This window comes from Pseudomonas sp. BF-R-24, from assembly GCF_019947335.1.
In the GTDB taxonomy this organism is placed as follows: Bacteria; Pseudomonadota; Gammaproteobacteria; order Pseudomonadales; family Pseudomonadaceae; genus Aquipseudomonas; species Aquipseudomonas jessenii.
Window position 1 is genome coordinate 92,748 of record NZ_JAGYGG010000021.1, and the last position, 16,465, is coordinate 109,212.

Annotated in this window: 17 protein-coding genes and 1 pseudogene; 7 read left to right on the top strand and 11 right to left on the bottom strand. The window is 61.5% G+C overall.

All coding sequences use genetic code 11. The annotated features are described in order from the left end of the window. The 6 genes from KGA98_RS17800 to phnN all read left to right on the top strand — a co-directional run bounded on the left by KGA98_RS17800 (nucleotide 1) and on the right by phnN (nucleotide 5,684). Nucleotides 1-1,989 (top strand): heme lyase CcmF/NrfE family subunit, encoded by a 1,989-nt coding sequence (locus tag KGA98_RS17800; protein ID WP_218542776.1) that lies wholly within the window; start codon nucleotides 1-3, stop codon nucleotides 1,987-1,989. Further along, nucleotides 1,986-2,522 (top strand): DsbE family thiol:disulfide interchange protein, encoded by a 537-nt coding sequence (locus KGA98_RS17805; protein WP_218542777.1) that lies wholly within the window; start codon nucleotides 1,986-1,988, stop codon nucleotides 2,520-2,522. Before KGA98_RS17800 ends, KGA98_RS17805 begins: the two co-directional genes overlap by 4 nt. Then, nucleotides 2,519-2,992, top strand: a complete 474-nt coding sequence (locus KGA98_RS17810) for a cytochrome c-type biogenesis protein (protein ID WP_102669711.1) — start codon at nucleotides 2,519-2,521, stop codon at nucleotides 2,990-2,992. The genes KGA98_RS17805 and KGA98_RS17810 overlap by 4 nt, the downstream gene beginning before the upstream one ends. Continuing rightward, on the top strand, nucleotides 2,985-4,187 hold the full coding sequence (ccmI, locus tag KGA98_RS17815; protein WP_218542778.1) for a c-type cytochrome biogenesis protein CcmI: 1,203 nt from the start codon (nucleotides 2,985-2,987) through the stop codon (nucleotides 4,185-4,187). The genes KGA98_RS17810 and ccmI overlap by 8 nt, the downstream gene beginning before the upstream one ends. Before the next feature lie 14 nt (nucleotides 4,188-4,201). Continuing rightward, a complete protein-coding gene (locus KGA98_RS17820; RefSeq protein ID WP_218542780.1) occupies nucleotides 4,202-4,609 on the top strand; it encodes a hypothetical protein in 408 nt (135 codons plus the stop codon). A gap of 523 nt (nucleotides 4,610-5,132) precedes the next feature. Beyond that, nucleotides 5,133-5,684 (top strand): phosphonate metabolism protein/1,5-bisphosphokinase (PRPP-forming) PhnN, encoded by a 552-nt coding sequence (gene phnN / locus KGA98_RS17825; protein ID WP_154910955.1) that lies wholly within the window; start codon nucleotides 5,133-5,135, stop codon nucleotides 5,682-5,684. A 14-nt stretch (nucleotides 5,685-5,698) separates the two neighbouring features. On the opposite strand, the pseudogene KGA98_RS17830 reads toward phnN, so the two are convergent. The 3 genes and pseudogenes from KGA98_RS17830 to KGA98_RS17840 form a co-directional block, all read right to left on the bottom strand. Next, nucleotides 5,699-5,893: pseudogene (locus KGA98_RS17830) on the bottom strand (LysR substrate-binding domain-containing protein); the annotation flags it as partial. Next, nucleotides 5,881-5,997 carry a LysR family transcriptional regulator gene (locus tag KGA98_RS17835; RefSeq protein ID WP_218542783.1) on the bottom strand — a complete coding sequence of 39 codons (117 nt, stop codon included), beginning with the start codon at nucleotides 5,995-5,997 and terminating at the stop codon, nucleotides 5,881-5,883. The gene KGA98_RS17835 and the pseudogene KGA98_RS17830, both read right to left, overlap by 13 nt. Before the next feature lie 421 nt (nucleotides 5,998-6,418). Then, a complete protein-coding gene (locus KGA98_RS17840) occupies nucleotides 6,419-7,624 on the bottom strand; it encodes an MFS transporter (protein WP_150813444.1) in 1,206 nt (401 codons plus the stop codon). Between the two features lie 139 nt (nucleotides 7,625-7,763). Between KGA98_RS17840 and KGA98_RS28450 the strand changes: the two genes are divergently transcribed. Continuing rightward, the gene (locus KGA98_RS28450; RefSeq protein ID WP_256355609.1) at nucleotides 7,764-7,889 is read left to right on the top strand and encodes a hypothetical protein; all 126 of its coding nucleotides are present in this window, start codon (nucleotides 7,764-7,766) and stop codon (nucleotides 7,887-7,889) included. 129 nt (nucleotides 7,890-8,018) lie between these two features. Here KGA98_RS28450 and KGA98_RS17845 read toward each other — a convergent pair whose 3' ends face one another. From KGA98_RS17845 to KGA98_RS17880, 8 genes are all read right to left on the bottom strand, one after another. Then, the gene (locus tag KGA98_RS17845) at nucleotides 8,019-9,017 is read right to left on the bottom strand and encodes a sulfate ABC transporter substrate-binding protein (protein WP_150813445.1); all 999 of its coding nucleotides are present in this window, start codon (nucleotides 9,015-9,017) and stop codon (nucleotides 8,019-8,021) included. 91 nt (nucleotides 9,018-9,108) lie between these two features. Further along, entirely contained in the window at nucleotides 9,109-9,933 is an 825-nt protein-coding gene (locus KGA98_RS17850) for an ion transporter (RefSeq protein WP_150813446.1), read from the bottom strand. Nucleotides 9,934-9,954: 21 nt separating this feature from the next. After that, complete coding sequence (locus KGA98_RS17855) at nucleotides 9,955-10,869, bottom strand: urea transporter (protein ID WP_090457776.1); 915 nt, start codon at nucleotides 10,867-10,869, stop codon at nucleotides 9,955-9,957. A 150-nt stretch (nucleotides 10,870-11,019) separates the two neighbouring features. After that, complete coding sequence (gene pyk, locus KGA98_RS17860; RefSeq protein ID WP_090453871.1) at nucleotides 11,020-12,435, bottom strand: pyruvate kinase; 1,416 nt, start codon at nucleotides 12,433-12,435, stop codon at nucleotides 11,020-11,022. Then, a complete protein-coding gene (locus KGA98_RS17865; RefSeq protein WP_223502932.1) occupies nucleotides 12,425-13,705 on the bottom strand; it encodes a glycerate kinase in 1,281 nt (426 codons plus the stop codon). Before KGA98_RS17865 ends, pyk begins: the two co-directional genes overlap by 11 nt. A 158-nt stretch (nucleotides 13,706-13,863) precedes the next feature. After that, nucleotides 13,864-14,757, bottom strand: a complete 894-nt coding sequence (locus KGA98_RS17870) for a 2-hydroxy-3-oxopropionate reductase (RefSeq protein WP_057715850.1) — start codon at nucleotides 14,755-14,757, stop codon at nucleotides 13,864-13,866. Between the two features lie 156 nt (nucleotides 14,758-14,913). Then, entirely contained in the window at nucleotides 14,914-15,696 is a 783-nt protein-coding gene (hyi, locus tag KGA98_RS17875) for a hydroxypyruvate isomerase (RefSeq protein ID WP_090453874.1), read from the bottom strand. A 48-nt stretch (nucleotides 15,697-15,744) separates the two neighbouring features. Then, nucleotides 15,745-16,465: thiamine pyrophosphate-dependent enzyme (locus tag KGA98_RS17880; RefSeq protein ID WP_263287886.1), on the bottom strand; the 721-nt coding region annotated here is incomplete at its 5' end.

Genomic DNA, 16,465 nt, shown 5'->3' on the forward strand with positions numbered 1-16,465 from the left:
ATGACAGCTGGAATCTTCATTCCCGAATTGGGCCACCTGGCCATGATCCTGGCGCTGTGTTTCGCGCTGGTTCAGGCCGTGGTGCCATTGGTCGGTGCCTGGCGCGGTGACCGTTTCTGGATGAGCCTGGCCCAGCCGGCCGCGTGGGGGCAGTTCGCGTTCTTGCTGTTCGCCTTCGGTTGCCTGACCTACGCTTTCATGGTCGACGACTTCTCCGTGGCCTACGTGGCCAACAACTCCAACAGTGCCTTGCCGTGGTACTACAAGTTCAGCGCCGTGTGGGGTGCCCACGAAGGTTCCCTGCTGTTGTGGGCCTTGATTCTCGGTGGCTGGACCTTTGCGGTGTCGGTGTTTTCCCGGCAGTTGCCGCAGGTCATGCTGGCCCGCGTGCTGGCGGTGATGGGCATGATCAGCACCGGTTTCCTGCTGTTCCTGATCATGACCTCCAACCCGTTCAAGCGCATCCTGCCGCAAATGCCCACCGACGGTGCCGACCTCAACCCGCTGCTGCAAGACATCGGCCTGATCGTTCACCCGCCAATGCTGTACATGGGCTACGTCGGCTTCTCGGTGGCCTTCGCCTTCGCCATCGCCGCGTTGATGGGCGGTCGCCTGGACGCCGCCTGGGCGCGCTGGTCGCGTCCGTGGACCATCGTGGCCTGGGCGTTCCTCGGCATCGGCATCACCCTCGGTTCGTGGTGGGCGTACTACGAACTCGGCTGGGGCGGCTGGTGGTTCTGGGACCCGGTGGAAAACGCCTCGTTCATGCCATGGCTGGTGGGCACCGCACTGATTCACTCGTTGGCGGTCACGGAAAAACGTGGCGTGTTCAAAAGCTGGACCGTGTTGCTGGCCATCGCCGCATTCTCCTTGAGTCTGCTGGGCACCTTCCTCGTGCGTTCCGGCGTGCTGACCTCGGTGCACGCCTTTGCGTCCGACCCGGAGCGCGGGGTGTTCATCCTGATTTTCCTGCTGTTCGTGGTCGGTGGTTCGCTGACGCTGTTCGCCCTGCGCGCGCCGGTGGTCAAGAGCCAGGTGGGCTTCAACCTCTGGTCCCGGGAAACCCTGCTGTTGGGTAACAACCTGGTGCTGGTGGTGGCCGCGTCGATGATCCTGCTCGGCACCTTGTATCCGCTGATTCTGGACGCCATGACCGGCGCCAAGCTGTCCGTCGGCCCGCCATACTTCAACGCGCTGTTTATTCCGTTGATGGCATTGCTGATGGTGGTGATGGCGGTCGGCGTGATCGTGCGCTGGAAAGACACTCCGGTGAAATGGCTGGTAAGCATGCTCACCCCGGTCCTGCTCGGCAGTGCCGCGCTGGCCGTAGTGGCCGGCGTCGCTTACGGCGATTTCAACTGGGCCGTGCTCGCGACCTTCATGCTTGCTGCCTGGGTGTTGCTGGCCGGCGTGCGTGACATCTTCGACAAGACTCGCCACAAGGGCCTGATCAAAGGACTGCCAACCCTGACCCGCAGCTACTGGGGCATGCAGATCGCGCACCTGGGCATCGCCGTGTGTGCGCTGGGTGTCGTGCTGTCGAGCCAGAACAGTGCCGAGCGCGATCTGCGCCTGGCGCCCGGCGAATCCATTTACCTGGGTGGCTATCAGTTCGTCTTCGAAGGCGCCAAACACTTCGAAGGCCCGAACTTCACCTCCGACAAGGGCACCGTGCGGGTGATCCGCAACGGCAAGGAAATCAGCGTGCTGCACCCGGAAAAACGCCTCTATACCGTGCAGAACTCGGTGATGACCGAAGCGGGCATCGACGCCGGTTTCACCCGCGACCTCTATGTCGCCCTCGGTGAACCACTGGGTAACGGCGCCTGGGCCGTGCGCGTGCACGTCAAGCCGTTCGTGCGCTGGATCTGGTTCGGCGGCTTGCTGACAGGCGCAGGCGGGTTGCTGGCGGCGCTGGATCGGCGTTATCGGGTCAAGGTCAAAAGCCGCGTGCGCGAAGCACTGGGCATGTCGGGAGCCACTGCATGAAGCGTTGGTTGATGTTGTTGCCACTGGCGATTTTTCTGGTGGTCGCGGTATTCCTTTACCGTGGGTTGTACCTGGATCCGGCCGAGCTGCCTTCGGCCATGATCAACAAGCCGTTCCCGGAGTTTTCCCTGCCGTCGGTGCAGGGCGACAAGACCCTGACCCGCGCTGACATTCTGGGCAAACCGGCGCTGGTCAACGTCTGGGGCACCTGGTGCATTTCCTGCCGGGTCGAGCACCCGGTGTTGAACAAACTGGCCCAGCAGGGCGTGGTGATCTACGGCATCAACTACAAGGACGTCAACGCCGATGCCTTGAAGTGGCTGAAGGACTTCCACAACCCGTATGCGCTGGACATTCGTGACGACGAAGGCTCGCTGGGCCTGAACCTCGGCGTGTACGGCGCACCGGAAACCTTCTTCATCGACGCCAAGGGCATCATCCGTGACAAGTTCGTCGGCGTGATCGACGAGCAGGTCTGGCGTGAAAAACTGGCGCGCAAGTACCAGGCGCTGGTCGACGAGGCCAAGCCATGAAGCGCTGGATCGCTGCCGTTGTCCTGGGCTTGAGCCTGGCGGGCGTGGCCCACGCGGCCATCGACACCTACGAGTTCGCCAAGGAAGAAGATCGCGAGCGTTTCCGCGAGTTGACCAAGGAGCTGCGTTGCCCCAAGTGCCAGAATCAGGACATCGCCGATTCCAACGCACCGATTGCCGCCGACCTGCGCAAAGAGATTTTCCGCATGCTCGGCGAGGGCAAGGACAACCAGCAGATCATCGACTTCATGGTCGATCGCTACGGTGATTTCGTCCGCTACAAGCCTGCGCTGAACGCCAAGACCGCCTTGCTCTGGTTCGGCCCCGCCGGCCTGCTGCTGGGCGGTGTCGTGATCATCGCGGTGATCGTCCGCCGTCGTCGCGTGCAACGCGCCGGCACCCCGGACTCGCTTTCTGCCGAGGAGCGCTCGCGCCTCGACCACCTGTTGGATAAAACCAAGAATGATTGATTTCTGGCTCGCTGCAGGTCTGCTGCTTCTGGTTGCCCTGAGTTTTCTGTTGATCCCGGTGCTGCGCAGTCGTCGCGCCCAGCTCGAAGAGGATCGTACCGCCCTGAACGTCGCGCTGTATCAGGAGCGCGTGACTGAGTTGCAGGCTCAGCAGGAAGAGGGCGTGCTCGATGCCGCGCAAATGGACGCCGGTCGCGCCGAAGCTGTCCGTGAATTGCTGGCGGACACCGAAGGCGCTGAAGCGCCGCGGGTGTCGCGTCTGGGCAAACCCTTGCCGTTGCTGGCGGCCATTCTGGTGCCGGTGCTGGGCTTGGGCCTGTATTTGCATTTCGGTGCCAGCGACAAGGTCGAACTGACCCGCGAATTCTCCCAGGCACCCCAGTCGATGGAAGAGATGACGCGGCGCCTGGAACGTGCGGTCGCCGCTCAACCGGATTCCGCTGAAGGCATGTATTTCCTCGGTCGCACCTACATGGCTCAGGATCGCCCGGCGGACGCGGCGAAAATGTTCGAACGTACCGTGAGTCTGGCCGGTCGCCAGCCCGAGTTGCTCGGTCAATGGGCCCAGGCCCAGTACTTCGCCGATGGCAAGAAGTGGTCGGACAAGGTCCAGGCCCTGACCGACGAAGCGCTCAAGACCGATCCGAAAGAAGTCACCAGCCTTGGCCTGCTTGGCATTGCCGCATTTGAAAGCGAGCGTTATCAGGACGCCATTGATTACTGGAATCGCCTGTTGGCGCAGCTGCCGCCGGAGGACAAGTCCCGCGAGGCGCTGGAAGGCGGAATTACCCGGGCCACGGAGAAGCTGGTGGCCAGTGGCGGCAAGGTTGCACAAGCACCGGCGGCCAAGGCCTCGGCGTTGCTAAAGGTCAGTGTCGATCTGGCCGCGGACCTCAAATCCAAGGTCCAGCCTGGCGACAGCGTGTTCATCTTCGCCCGTGCGATCTCCGGTCCTCCAGCCCCGCTGGCGGTCAAGCGCATGACCGTGGCCGACCTGCCGGTAACCGTCGAACTGGGCGATGCCGACGCAATGATGCCGCAATTGAAACTGTCGAACTTCCCTGAAGTCCAACTGGTTGCGCGCATTTCCCGTGCCGGCAAACCGACCGCCGGCGAATGGATTGGTCGCAGCCAGCCCCTGGCCAGCAGCACCACCGCGCCGCAGACACTGACCATCGACAGCCCGGATAAATAACAGGAAACGCCACCATGACCGCCATTGCTCGTATTGCCCTGCTCAGCGCTGTTTTGGGGTTAAGCGCTTGTGCGGTCCAGCAACCAACGGAACATCAGGCACCATCACCGTTCCCGCCGTCGCAGCCCAGCCCCACGCCATCGACGTCGCCTGTACCGAGCAAGCCGACCATCCCGGCCAAACCCTCCAAGCCGTTGCCACGCACTTCTGCCAGCTTCGCGCCACCACCGGGGGGCAATAGCCATTGGGATCCGAAGCTTGGGGTGTATGTACTTGATGACCAGCCCAATACCTTTTATCGCCAACGTACCTATTACCGCTGGGATAATGGTTGGAGTCGGTCGATTAGTCCGCAAGGGCCGTGGGAAGATACTGACATCCAGGGTGTACCGGGTGGCTTGGGGCGAAAATTCGGGCAGTAACGCAAAAAGGCGACCTTCGGGTCGCCTTTTTTGTGCCTGCTGGAATGTGATGGGTGGGTCACTGCTGAATTCTGTGGGAGCGAGCTTGCTCGCGATGGACGTCAACGATAACGCGGGCTGTCTGAATCCCCGCGGTGTCCCGGCGTTTTTCGCGAGCAAGCTCGCTCCTACAGGGGGAGCGCGTTCAATTGCGATCAGGCCGGCCAGTAGGCTGCCTCGCTTTTGCTTTGGCTTTTGATCTTCTTGCCCCCTCGAGAGGCCGAACGTGAGGGGCAAGAGCCCTTGGTTACTTGGGGATTTGCCAAGTAACCCGCCGTAATTGGATGGACTCGCCCGCGCCGAGGCGTCAATGCACTGCGAGGACACCCTTGGCGTATACCGAGACCCGCTGGAAAACCCGCTGGTGCAACCGGTGTCGGTGATGGATCATACGCCGGGCCTGCGGGCTGATCTGGCGCAAGCGCAATCAGGACGGTCTGCCGTGGATCCGGCAAACAGGGCGACAAATGAAGAGGGTGGTTTGATGGCGGGCAGGTTGATCTATCTCATCGGGCCTTCAGGTTCGGGCAAGGACAGCCTGCTGGATGCCGCGCGAACACGGTTGGCCGAAAGCGGCTGCCGTATCGTGCGGCGGGTCATCACGCGCTCGGCGGAAGCCGTGGGCGAAGCGGCGCTGGGCGTCAGTGAACAGCAGTTCGCCGAAATGGAGGCCCAGGGCGCGTTTGCCCTGAGCTGGCACGCCAACGGATTGTCCTATGGCATCCCACGGGAAATCGACAATTGGCTGGCCGCCGGGCAGGACGTGCTGATCAATGGCTCTCGCGGGCATTTGCAGAACACGCGCCAGCGCTATCCGAACGCGTTGGTGCTGTTGTTGACTGTGGATCAGGCAGTACTGCGCCAGCGCTTGCTGGAACGCGGGCGGGAATCGCCGATCGAGATCGACCAGCGGTTGGCACGCAATGCCAGATTCAGCGAGCAATTGCTGGTGGAGGACCCGGCCGTGCACGTGCTCGACAACTCAGGGCCGCTTGAGCAAACGGTCGAACGGTTGCTGGTCTGCATTGACGAGTAACTCCCGGCTACCTGTCAGGCCTTCCTGGCCAACAACCCCTGCACATACTCGACGAACGCCCGAGCCTTGGCACTGGCCATTCTCCCCGTAGGGAAAACCGCCCACAAATCCAGGTCCGGCAGTGCCCAGTCCTTCATCACTTCCCGAACCGAACCGTCAGCCAGTTCAGGCGCGAACATCCATTGCGAGGCCATGGTCAGCCCTTGGTTTTCGACACGGCTGGCTGGCCGATGTTCAGGCGCCGGGCTGCGGCGGAAAACGAACCGGCTTCCACCACGAAGACGAAGGTCTCCATTGCGCCGAGGCGATCCATTGAAGGTCCTTGTGCAAAGCCTGGAAGTTATCGCAAGCCCCTGTAGGAGCGAGCCTGCTCGCGATGGCGGTTTAACATTCAACATTGATGCTGACTGTCATGCCGCTATCGCGAGCAAGCTCGCTCCCACAGTGGATGGGTGTTGTTTGGTTAGAAAGCGGCCTTGCCCACGCAAACACCACCATCGACAAACAGCGTTTGCCCGGTGATGAGAAAGGTACGTCGGGTCATGGCAACTCCTTGTAAGGGCATGCCGCCGGCCGGGCGGCGCTTGAACGGGTCAGCCGCGAATCACATCCAGCATCGCTTCAGGCTCTGGACGCTGAGTGTAATCGGGGTTGACTTCGGCGTAACGGATCATCGTCGATCTTGAGCAGGCACGAACTGAACGGCGGGGCATAACATTCATGCTTCTAGCGATTTACGCCGTCGCCAGCGAAGCCTTCTGCGAAACACTCAGGAACCGCAACAACGCCAACAGCGGAAACGCGCTGCCGACGATCACGATCCACAACCAGCCACCGTGTTCGTACACCGCGCTGGCCACCGAAGAGCCGAAGGCGCCGCCGATGAAGATGCTGGTCATGTACAGCGCATTCAGGCGGCTGCGGCTTTTGCCGTCGAGGGCGTAGACCGCGCGCTGGCCGAGGACCATGTTCATCTGCACGCAGAAGTCGAGCACCACGCCGGTCACCGCCAGGCCGATGACGCTGTAGACCGGATGGATAAACGCCGGCATGAAACTCAAGCTGGCAAACAACAGAGCCAGCAACGAGGCGATACGAGTGTGACCGGCATCGGCCAGGCGACCGGCGATCGGGGCAGCAATGGCGCCGATGGCCCCGACCAGGGCGAAGATCGCGATCTCGCTTTGCGACAAACCGTGATTGCGCGCCAGTTCCAGCGGCACGGCGGTCCAGAACAGGCTGAAGGTGGCAAACATGCAGCCTTGGTAAAACGCACGCTGGCGCAGGACCGGTTGCTTGCGCAAAAGCGTCCACAGAGAGCCCAGCAACTGGCCATAGGAGGCGCTGTGATCAGGCTCACGCTTGGGAATGGTCACGGCCAGCACGATGCTGATGGCCGCCATCAACACCGCGGCAATCACAAACATCGCCCGCCAGCCGAAGTGGTCGGCCACCACGCTGGACACCGGTCGGGCCAGCAGAATGCCGAGCAACAACCCACCCATGATCCCGCCCACCACACGGCCACGGGTTTCTTCCGGTGCCAGGTGCGCGGCCAACGGAATCAGGATTTGCACCGAAACCGAACTGAAGCCCACCAACAGCGAAATCAGCAAAAACACGTTCGGCTGGTCGGTAAACGCCGCACCTAGCAGGCTGACAATTGCCACCAGCGTGGTGATGATCATCAACCGGCGGTTCTCCAGCAGATCCCCCAGCGGCACCAGGAAAAACAGTCCCAGCGCATAGCCGATCTGAGTCAAGGAAACGATCAGGCTGGCCATGGTGTTGGTCAGGCCAATGTCCGGCGCGATCAGGCCGATGATCGGCTGGGCGTAGTAGATATTGGCGACAATGGCGCCGCAGCAGAAGGCGAACAGCAGCACCATGCCTCGGGTCATTGTCGCGGTGCCGTGGGACACCTGGGTCGCTGGGTTCATAACGGGTCTCGCTGTACGGAAAGGAATGCGCGCAGGCTAATGGGCTGACTGAAACGGCGGAAGTGGGATTGGAGTGATAGCAATCATTCCATTGCGGAATGACTGACGAACGCGTGTGTCTTGCGTCAGAACATCGAGGGTGAATGATACATTCACTTACATCTTGTTCGTGAAGATCGTGACCTTTGTGACGCCGGGCGCTGACGGCACGCTCACCGCCCAATCCATTTCGGCGGGCAAGGATGACGTGACGCCGCCGATGTAGCGGGATGTCGCAGAACCTGTGGGAGCGAGCTTGCTCGCGATAGCGTAATGGCAGTCAACGACGATGCTGACTGTTCAATTGTCATCGCGAGCAAGCTCGCTCCCATAGAAGTTGCAGTGTTTCAGTCGATTACTTGCCGCTGTAGATCTGGTCGAAAACCCCGCCATCATTGAAGTGGGTCTTCTGCACGGTGCGCCAGTCGCCGAAGGTCTTCTCGACCGACAGGAAGTCTACTTTCGGGAAACGGTCGGTGTACTTGGCCAGCACGGCTGGGTCACGCGGGCGCAGGTAGTTTGCCGCGGCAATTTCCTGACCTTCCGGCGACCACAAGTACTTCAGGTATTCCTCGGCTGCTGCACGGGTGCCTTTTTTGTCGACGGTCTTGTCGACCACCGACACCGGTGGCTCGGCTTCGGCGGAAACGCTTGGGTAGATGACTTCGAACTGATCACGGCCGAACTCGCGGGCGATCATTTCCGCTTCATTCTCGAACGTCACCAATACGTCGCCGATCTGGTTGGTCATGAAAGTAGTCGTCGCGGCGCGGCCACCGGTATCCAGCACCGGCGCTTGTTTGAACAGCTTGCCGACGAAATCTTTGGCCTTGTTCTCGTCGCCGCCGTTTTTCAGCACGTAGCCCCAGGCCGACAGGTAGGTGTAGCGACCGTTGCCGGAGGTTTTCGGGTTCGGGACGATGACCTGAACGCCGTCCTTGAGCAGGTCCGGCCAGTCTTTCAGGGCTTTCGGGTTGCCCTTGCGCACGATGAACACGGTGGCCGAGGTGAACGGCGCGCTGTTGTTCGGCAGGCGCGTGACCCAGTTGTCCGGGACCAGTTTGCCATTGTCCGCCAGGGCGTTGATGTCGGTGGCCATGTTCATGGTGATGACGTCGGCCGGCAAGCCGTCGATGACCGAACGCGCCTGTTTGCTGGAGCCGCCGAAGGACATTTGCAGGGTGATGTTTTCGTTGTGCTCGGCTTGCCAGTGTTTCTGGAACGCAGTGTTGTAGTCCTTGTAGAAATCGCGCATCACGTCGTAGGAAACGTTGAGCAGGGTCGGTGCAGCCTGGGCGATGTTGCCCAGGACCAGGCCAGCGGCGATAAGTGAGGCGCCAAAGAGTTTTTTCACTGCGCATTCCTTGTTCTATTAAAAGTGGGGCAATTTGCCAGCGACTATAACTGGGCTCGTATAGTCCTTTAAAGATTAAAAAGCTCTTTGCTTATTCCCGTTTCCTGAACAGCGCATTACCGCAACGGGAGCAGAACGACGCCTCCGGCTCATGGCTGTCCTTGGCGCACACCGGGCAGTGGTGCTGCAACTGGCCGCCACGCATGGCCGTGGCCAGTTCGGCGGTGAAGATCCCGGTGGGCACGGCGATGATCGAGTAACCGGTGATCATCACCATCGACGAGATGACCTGACCCAGTGCGGTCTTGGGCACGATGTCGCCGTAACCGACGGTGGTCAACGTCACGATAGCCCAGTAAATGCCCTTGGGAATGCTGGTGAAGCCATGTTGCGGGCCTTCGACCACATACATCAGGGTGCCGAACACCGTCACCAGGGTGCAGACGCTGAGCAGGAAAACAAGGATCTTTTGCTTGCTGCCGCGCAGGGCATCGAGCAGGTAATGAGCTTGCTTGAGGTACGGGCCGAGCTTGAGCACGCGGAAGATCCGCAGCATCCGGATCACCCGGATGATCAGCAGGTACTGGGCATCGCTGTAGTACAGCGCGAGGATGCCGGGCACGATGGCCAGCAGGTCCACCAGCCCATAGAAACTGAAGGCGTAGCGCAGGGGCTTGGGCGAGCAGTACAGGCGCAGGATGTACTCGCCGAGGAAGATCGCCGTGAAGCCCCACTCGATGTACGCCAGCAGGTTGGCGTAGTGCTGGTGAACGTCATCGATGCTGTCCAGAATCACGACTACCAGGCTGGCGAAGATGATCAGCAGCAGGGTGGAGTCAAAGCGTCGACCGGCGACGGTGTCGGTCTGGAAAATAATCACGTACAGGCGATTACGCCACGTGTCGTTGCTGATCATGCACATCGCCTTGGCCGCAAATCAGCGCAGCCTAGGTTGATTCTCCCCGGGAGCGCAAGGCGCGCTTTCGACTGTGGCTTTGCCGAGCATTTGAATAACACTGCGAATCAGCCAGCCGGCAAGAATGAACGGCGCGGTCAGGGTGGGCAGACCGATGGCGGCAAACAGCGGCGTCAGCAGCAGCGCCAGGCCGATGCCAACCAGCGGCAGCCACGGTTGGCGACGCTGCGAGCTGAAGGCGAGGGCGGCCAGCACGGCGTTATAGCCACCGAGGCCGAGCAGTGCGGTATAGAAATCGTGGTTCAGCAGGCTCCAGCCCATGCCCGCGACTGAGGCCAGCAACGCCCAGCAGAATGCGCGGCGATCAGCGATCAGCAAACCGGCGGCAATCATCGCACCGGCCAGCGGATGACCGAGGAACATCACCTGGCCGAGACCTTTGAGTGGCGCGGCGAGCATGTTCAGGGTGCTGACTTCGATCAAATGCGGCTCTGTCGAGGGCGTGGCGAAGCACAGCAGCAACCAGCCCAGCCCAACGAAGGGCGCGGTGTAGGCCGGCAGGTATTGGCTGAACCGGACGCGCTTGAGCCACTGTTGGGTGACCATCGCGCTCAGGCCACCGGCGGCCAGAATCAGTGGCGGCATCATCGCCGACCAGGGGAAATACAGGCTCAGCAACAGTCCGAGCAGCACGCCGTTGTAGCTGAACAACCCGGCCTGACGATCAGCCTTGGCATAGTTTCGGCGTTGCGCGGTGAGCAGCCCGGCAACACCACCGAGCAAGGCGCCGCCGAGCAAGGCGGGCGCAGTGAACAGGATGGCCAGGACGCACAGCAGACCGCACAGCGGATTGCGCTGGAGAAAGATCTGGCTGAAGCCGTTGAGCAAGGCTTCGGCCCAGTCGGGGCAGTGGGTGTTGAAGTGATTGGCAGGCATGATGAAATCTGTGGTGTTTCCAGTGAATCGTGTCGCCTGCTTCGCGAGCAAGCCCGCTCCCACACTGAATCTTTATTCAGTCATTGATTCTGTGGTGCACATAGATCAACTGTGGGAGCGGGCTTGCTCGCGAAGAGGCCAGTTCAGGCGCTAGATCAACGTCTCAATGCGCAAAGAGTTAGTCGATCCCGGCTGCCCAAAGGGCACACCGGCGGTGATCAATAACGTGTCGCCACGCTGCGCCATGCCTTGGGCCTGGGCAATTTCCAGTGCCGTCGAGCAGACTTCATCGACCTGACGCAGGCGGTCGTTGACCACCGAGTGCACACCCCACGCCACGCTCAGGCGACGGGCGGTCTGCAGGTTCGGTGTCAGGTTGAGGATTGGCACCGTCGGCCGCTCCCGCGCCGCACGCAGGCTCGACGCACCGGACTCGCTGTAGTTGACCAGCACCGCCACCGGCAGCACGTTGCTGATACGGCGAATGGCGCAGCTGATCGCATCGGAAACAGTCGCCTCGGCTTTCGGCCGGCTGACGTCGAGTTGAGTCTGATAGTCCGGACCGTTTTCCACCTGGCGGATGATCTTGCTCATCATCTGCACGGCTTCGAGCGGGTATTCGCCGGATGCGGTTTCCGCCGACAGCATCACCGCGTCCGCACCTTCGGCCACGGCGTTGGCCACATCGGTGACTTCGGCGCGGGTTGGCGCGGGTGAGAAGCGCATCGACTCCAGCATCTGAGTGGCGACCACCACCGGTTTGCCGAGCTGGCGGCAGGTGCTGATGATGTTCTTCTGGATCTGCGGCACGCTTTCGGCCGGCACTTCCACACCCAGGTCACCCCGGGCGACCATGATCGCGTCGCTCAATTCGGCGATCTCGCGCAGTTGCTCGACGGCCGAGGGCTTCTCGATCTTGGCCATCAGGAACGCCTTGTCGCCGATCAGGGTGCGGGCTTCGCGGATGTCATCGGGACGTTGCACGAACGACAGCGCCACCCAGTCCACACCCAACTCCAGACCGAAGGCCAAGTCGCGGCGATCCTTGGCGGTCAGCGGGCTCAGGTCGAGCACCGCTTGTGGCACGTTCACGCCTTTGCGGTCCGACAGTTCGCCGCCATTGAGCACGGTGGTGTCGATGGCGTCGGCGTACTTGGTCACCACCCGCAGACGCAACTTGCCATCGTCCAGCAGCAGGTCCATGCCCGGCTCCAGCGCGGCGATGATTTCCGGGTGGGGCAGGTTGACCCGGCGCTCATCGCCCGGTGTGGCATCGAGATCCAGGCGCAAGGCCTGGCCGCGAACCAGTTGCACCTTGCCTTCGGCGAACTTGCCGACCCGCAGTTTCGGCCCTTGCAGGTCCATCAGGATGCCCAATGGATAATTGAGCTGACGCTCGACTTCACGAATCCACTGGAAACGCTGGGCATGGTCAGCATGATCGCCATGGCTGAAGTTCAGGCGGAAGATGTTGACCCCGGCCAGCACCAGTTCACGGATGGCATCGATGCCGTCGATGGCCGGGCCGAGCGTGGCGAGGATTTTGACCTTTTTATCAGGCGTCATGTTTAGTGCTCTCAAGGATCAGAATGGCGCGGAAGTCGTTGACGTTGGTTCGGGTCGGCTCGGTGACGATCAGGGCGTCCAGCGCCTCGAAGTAGCCGTAACCGTTGTTGTTATCCAACTCGTCGCTGGCGCTCAGGCCCTTTGCCGCGGCGAGGGCGTAGCTGTCCGGGGTCATGATCGCGCCGGCGTTGTCTTCGGAACCGTCGATGCCGTCGGTGTCACCGGCCAGTGCGTAGACGCCGGGCAGGCCCTTGAGGCTGTCGGTCAGGCTGAGCAGGAACTCGGCATTGCGCCCGCCACGGCCATTGCCGCGCACGGTGACGGTGGTTTCACCGCCCGAGAGAATCACGCAGGGCGCCGCCAGCGGCTGACCGTGCAGGACGATCTGCCGTGCGATGCCGGCGTGGACTTTCGCCACCTCGCGGGATTCGCCTTCAAGGTCGCCGAGGATCAGCGGACTGAACCCGGCCTGACGGCATTTCACCGCCGCCGCTTCAAGGGATTGTTGCGGGCGGGCGATCAACTGGAAATGGCTGCGCGCAAGGCTCGGGTCGCCGGGTTTGACGGTTTCCGATTCGGGGCTTTGCAGCCAGGTGCGCACCGAAGCCGGAACCTCGATGGCGTAGCGCTTCAGGATCGCCAGCGCTTCGGCCGACGTGCTCGGGTCTGCCACGGTAGGGCCGGAGGCGATGACCGTGGCGAGGTCGCCCGGCACATCGGAAATAGCATAGGTATAAACCGTGGCAGGCCAGCAGGCTTTGCCCAGACGCCCACCCTTGATCGCCGAGAGGTGCTTGCGCACGCAGTTCATCTCGCCGATGGTGGCGCCGGACTTGAGCAGGGCTTTGTTGATCGACTGCTTGTCGGCCAGGGTGATGCCTTCGGCCGGCAGTGCCAGCAGGGCAGAGCCACCGCCGGAGAGCAGGAAGATCACGCGGTCGGATTCGTTCAGGTCGCTGACCAGTTCCAGCACACGCTTGGCCACCGCCAGACCAGCAGCGTCCGGTACCGGATGTGCGGCTTCGACCACTTCGATTTTTTCGCAAGGTGCGCCGTGACCGTAGCGGGTCACCACCAGGCCGGACACTTCACCCTGCCAGCAGCGCTCGACCACCTGGGCCATGGCGGCTGCGGCTTTGCCGGCGCCAATGACGATCACGCGGCCGCTGCGGTCGGCAGGCAAATGGGCTTCGAGGACTTGTTGCGGATGCGCCGCATCGATGGCTGTGGCAAACAGCTCGCGCAGCAATTGTTGCGGATCGACCGACATGGCGGGCTCCCGGAATTCTTGTTATTGGGGTTGTCGCGGACCTTGTGGGAGCGGGCTTGCTCGCGAAAGCGGTGGTTCAGTCAGTATCCATGTCGACTGACACTCCCTCTTCGCGAGCAAGCCCGCTCCCACAGGTTTGATGCAGGGTGGGACAGGGCTTACTTCTTGTCGCGAATCGAGAAGTTCGCCATGTGTTCCAGGCCCTTGATCAGCGCCGAGTGGTCCCAGTTGCTGCCACCGATGGCCGCGCAGGTGCTGAACACTTGCTGGGTGTTGGCGGTGTTCGGCAGGTTGATGTTCAGCTCCTTGGCGCCTTGCAGGGCCAGGTTCAGGTCCTTCTGGTGCAGGCTGATGCGGAAGCCTGGATCGAAGGTGCCCTTGATCATGCGCTCGCCATGCACTTCGAGGATCTTGGAGGATGCGAAACCGCCCATCAGTGCTTCACGCACCTTGGCCGGATCGGCACCGTTTTTCGAAGCGAACAGCAGGGCTTCGGCCACGGCCTGGATGTTCAGGGCCACGATGATCTGGTTGGCCACCTTGGCGGTTTGACCGTCGCCGTTGCCACCGACCAGGGTGATGTTCTTGCCCATGGCCTGGAACAGTGGCAGGGCGCGCTCGAAGGCGTCGGCATCGCCGCCGACCATGATGCTCAGGGTCGCAGCCTTGGCGCCGACTTCACCGCCGGAGACCGGGGCGTCGAGGTATTGCGCGCCCTTTTCGTTGATCTTTGCTGCGAAAGCCTTGGTGGCGGTCGGCGAGATCGAGCTCATGTCGATCACCACTTTGCCTTTGCCAACACCGGCGGCAACGCCATCAGCGCGGAACAGTACATCATCGACCTGTGGGGTATCCGGCACCATGACGATGATGAATTCGGCTTCCTGGGCGACTTCCTTCGGGTTCGCCAGGGCAACGGCGCCAGCGGCGACCAGGTCGGCAGGCGCAGGGTCGTGGTGGGCCGACAGGAACAGGCTGTGACCGGCTTTCTGCAGGTTCAACGCCATTGGGTGGCCCATGATGCCGGTGCCGATAAATCCGATTTTAGCCATGAGAAAATCCTCTTGTTTTTATTGCTGCTTCAAGCAAATAGGGGAGTACTGCTCTTTGTGGGAGCGAGCTTGCTCGCGATGGGGCCATAACATTCAGCATCGATGTCGACTGTCCCACCGCTATCGCGAGCAAGCTCGCTCCCACAGGGATCTACATCAGATTGCGTTATGGGTCTTGAGCCAGCCCAGTCCCGCTTCGGTGGTGGTCAGCGGCTTGTATTCGCAACCGACCCAGCCCTGGTAACCGATGCGGTCCAGGTGTTCGAACAGGAAGCGGTAGTTGATTTCACCGGTGCCTGGTTCGTTGCGCCCCGGGTTGTCCGCGAGCTGCACGTGGTTGATCTCGCCCAGGTGCGATTGCAGGGTGCGGGCCAGATCGCCTTCCATGATTTGCATGTGATAGATGTCGTATTGCAGGAACAGGTTGGCGCTGCCGACCTGCTCGCGAATCGACAGGGCTTGCGCCGTGTTGTTCAGGTAGAAACCTGGAATGTCACGGGTGTTGATCGCTTCCATCACCAGTTTGATGCCCGCCGCTTGCAGCTTGTCGGCTGCGTACTTGAGGTTGGCGACGAAGGTTTTCTCCACGGTGGCATCGTCAAAGCCCTGCGGACGAATACCGGCCAGGCAGTTGACCTGGGTGTTGCCCAGCACTTGCGCGTAAGCGATGGCCAGGTCGACACCGGCACGGAACTCTTCGACCCGGTCCGGCAGGCAGGCGATACCGCGCTCGCCCTTGGCCCAGTCGCCGGCCGGCAGGTTGAACAGCACTTGGGTCAGACCGTTGGCATCGAGCTGGGCCTTGATTTCGGCGGAGCTGAAGTCGTACGGGAACAGGTATTCGACACCACTGAAGCCGGCTTTGGCGGCCGCTTCGAAACGGGCAAGAAAGTCCTGTTCGGTGAACAGCATGGACAGGTTGGCTGCGAAACGCGGCATGGTGGTCTCCCAAATATGAGTGTGCTTCCCTGTGGGAGCGATCAACAGTTAATCGAGCAACGAAATCGCAGTCGGTGCGTCGTCGCCGACCAGCGCCAGGTCTTCGAATTCGTTGACGGCGTTGATCTCGGTACCCATGGAAATGTTGGTCACGCGCTCCAGGATGATCTCGACGATCACCGGAACCTTGAACTCTTCGATCAGCTCCTGGGCCTTGCGCAGGGCAGGCTGGATCTGAGCCGGTTCGAACACACGCAGTGCCTTGCAGCCCAAGCCTTCGGCAACTGCGACGTGGTCCACACCGTAGCCGTTGAGTTCCGGCGCGTTCAGGTTGTCGAACGACAGCTGTACGCAGTAATCCATGTCGAAACCGCGCTGCGCCTGACGGATCAGACCCAGGTACGAGTTGTTTACCACCACATGAATGTACGGCAGCTTGAACTGCGCGCCCACTGCCAATTCTTCGATCATGAACTGGAAGTCATAGTCCCCCGACAGGGCCACGACTTTACGGTTCGGATCAGCCTTGACCACGCCCAGTGCTGCCGGAATGGTCCAGCCCAGAGGGCCTGCCTGACCGCAGTTGATCCAGTGACGCGGCTTGTAGACGTGCAGGAACTGCGCGCCGGCAATCTGCGACAGACCGATGGTGCTGACGTAGCAGGTGTCTTTGCCGAACACCTGGTTCATTTCTTCGTAAACGCGTTGCGGCTTGACCGGTACGTTGTCGAAGTGAGTCTTGCGCTGCAGGCTGGCTTTACGCTGCTGG

Bases quoted from the DNA above. Each gene is read 5' to 3' on its own strand.
- KGA98_RS17835 (WP_218542783.1), bottom strand. From the start codon at position 5,997: ATGGATCGCCTCGGCGCAATGGAGACCTTCGTCTTCGTGGTGGAAGCC.
- KGA98_RS17820 (WP_218542780.1), top strand. From the start codon at position 4,202: ATGACCGCCATTGCTCGTATTGCCCTGCTCAGCGCTGTTTTGGGGTTA.
- KGA98_RS17840 (WP_150813444.1), bottom strand. From the start codon at position 7,624: ATGAACCCAGCGACCCAGGTGTCCCACGGCACCGCGACAATGACCCGA.
- KGA98_RS17850 (WP_150813446.1), bottom strand. From the start codon at position 9,933: ATGATCAGCAACGACACGTGGCGTAATCGCCTGTACGTGATTATTTTC.
- KGA98_RS17800 (WP_218542776.1), top strand. From the start codon at position 1: ATGACAGCTGGAATCTTCATTCCCGAATTGGGCCACCTGGCCATGATC.
- phnN (WP_154910955.1), top strand. From the start codon at position 5,133: ATGGCGGGCAGGTTGATCTATCTCATCGGGCCTTCAGGTTCGGGCAAG.
- KGA98_RS17855 (WP_090457776.1), bottom strand. From the start codon at position 10,869: ATGCCTGCCAATCACTTCAACACCCACTGCCCCGACTGGGCCGAAGCC.
- KGA98_RS17865 (WP_223502932.1), bottom strand. From the start codon at position 13,705: ATGTCGGTCGATCCGCAACAATTGCTGCGCGAGCTGTTTGCCACAGCC.
- pyk (WP_090453871.1), bottom strand. From the start codon at position 12,435: ATGACGCCTGATAAAAAGGTCAAAATCCTCGCCACGCTCGGCCCGGCC.
- hyi (WP_090453874.1), bottom strand. From the start codon at position 15,696: ATGCCGCGTTTCGCAGCCAACCTGTCCATGCTGTTCACCGAACAGGAC.
- KGA98_RS17805 (WP_218542777.1), top strand. From the start codon at position 1,986: ATGAAGCGTTGGTTGATGTTGTTGCCACTGGCGATTTTTCTGGTGGTC.
- KGA98_RS17870 (WP_057715850.1), bottom strand. From the start codon at position 14,757: ATGGCTAAAATCGGATTTATCGGCACCGGCATCATGGGCCACCCAATG.
- ccmI (WP_218542778.1), top strand. From the start codon at position 2,985: ATGATTGATTTCTGGCTCGCTGCAGGTCTGCTGCTTCTGGTTGCCCTG.
- KGA98_RS17810 (WP_102669711.1), top strand. From the start codon at position 2,519: ATGAAGCGCTGGATCGCTGCCGTTGTCCTGGGCTTGAGCCTGGCGGGC.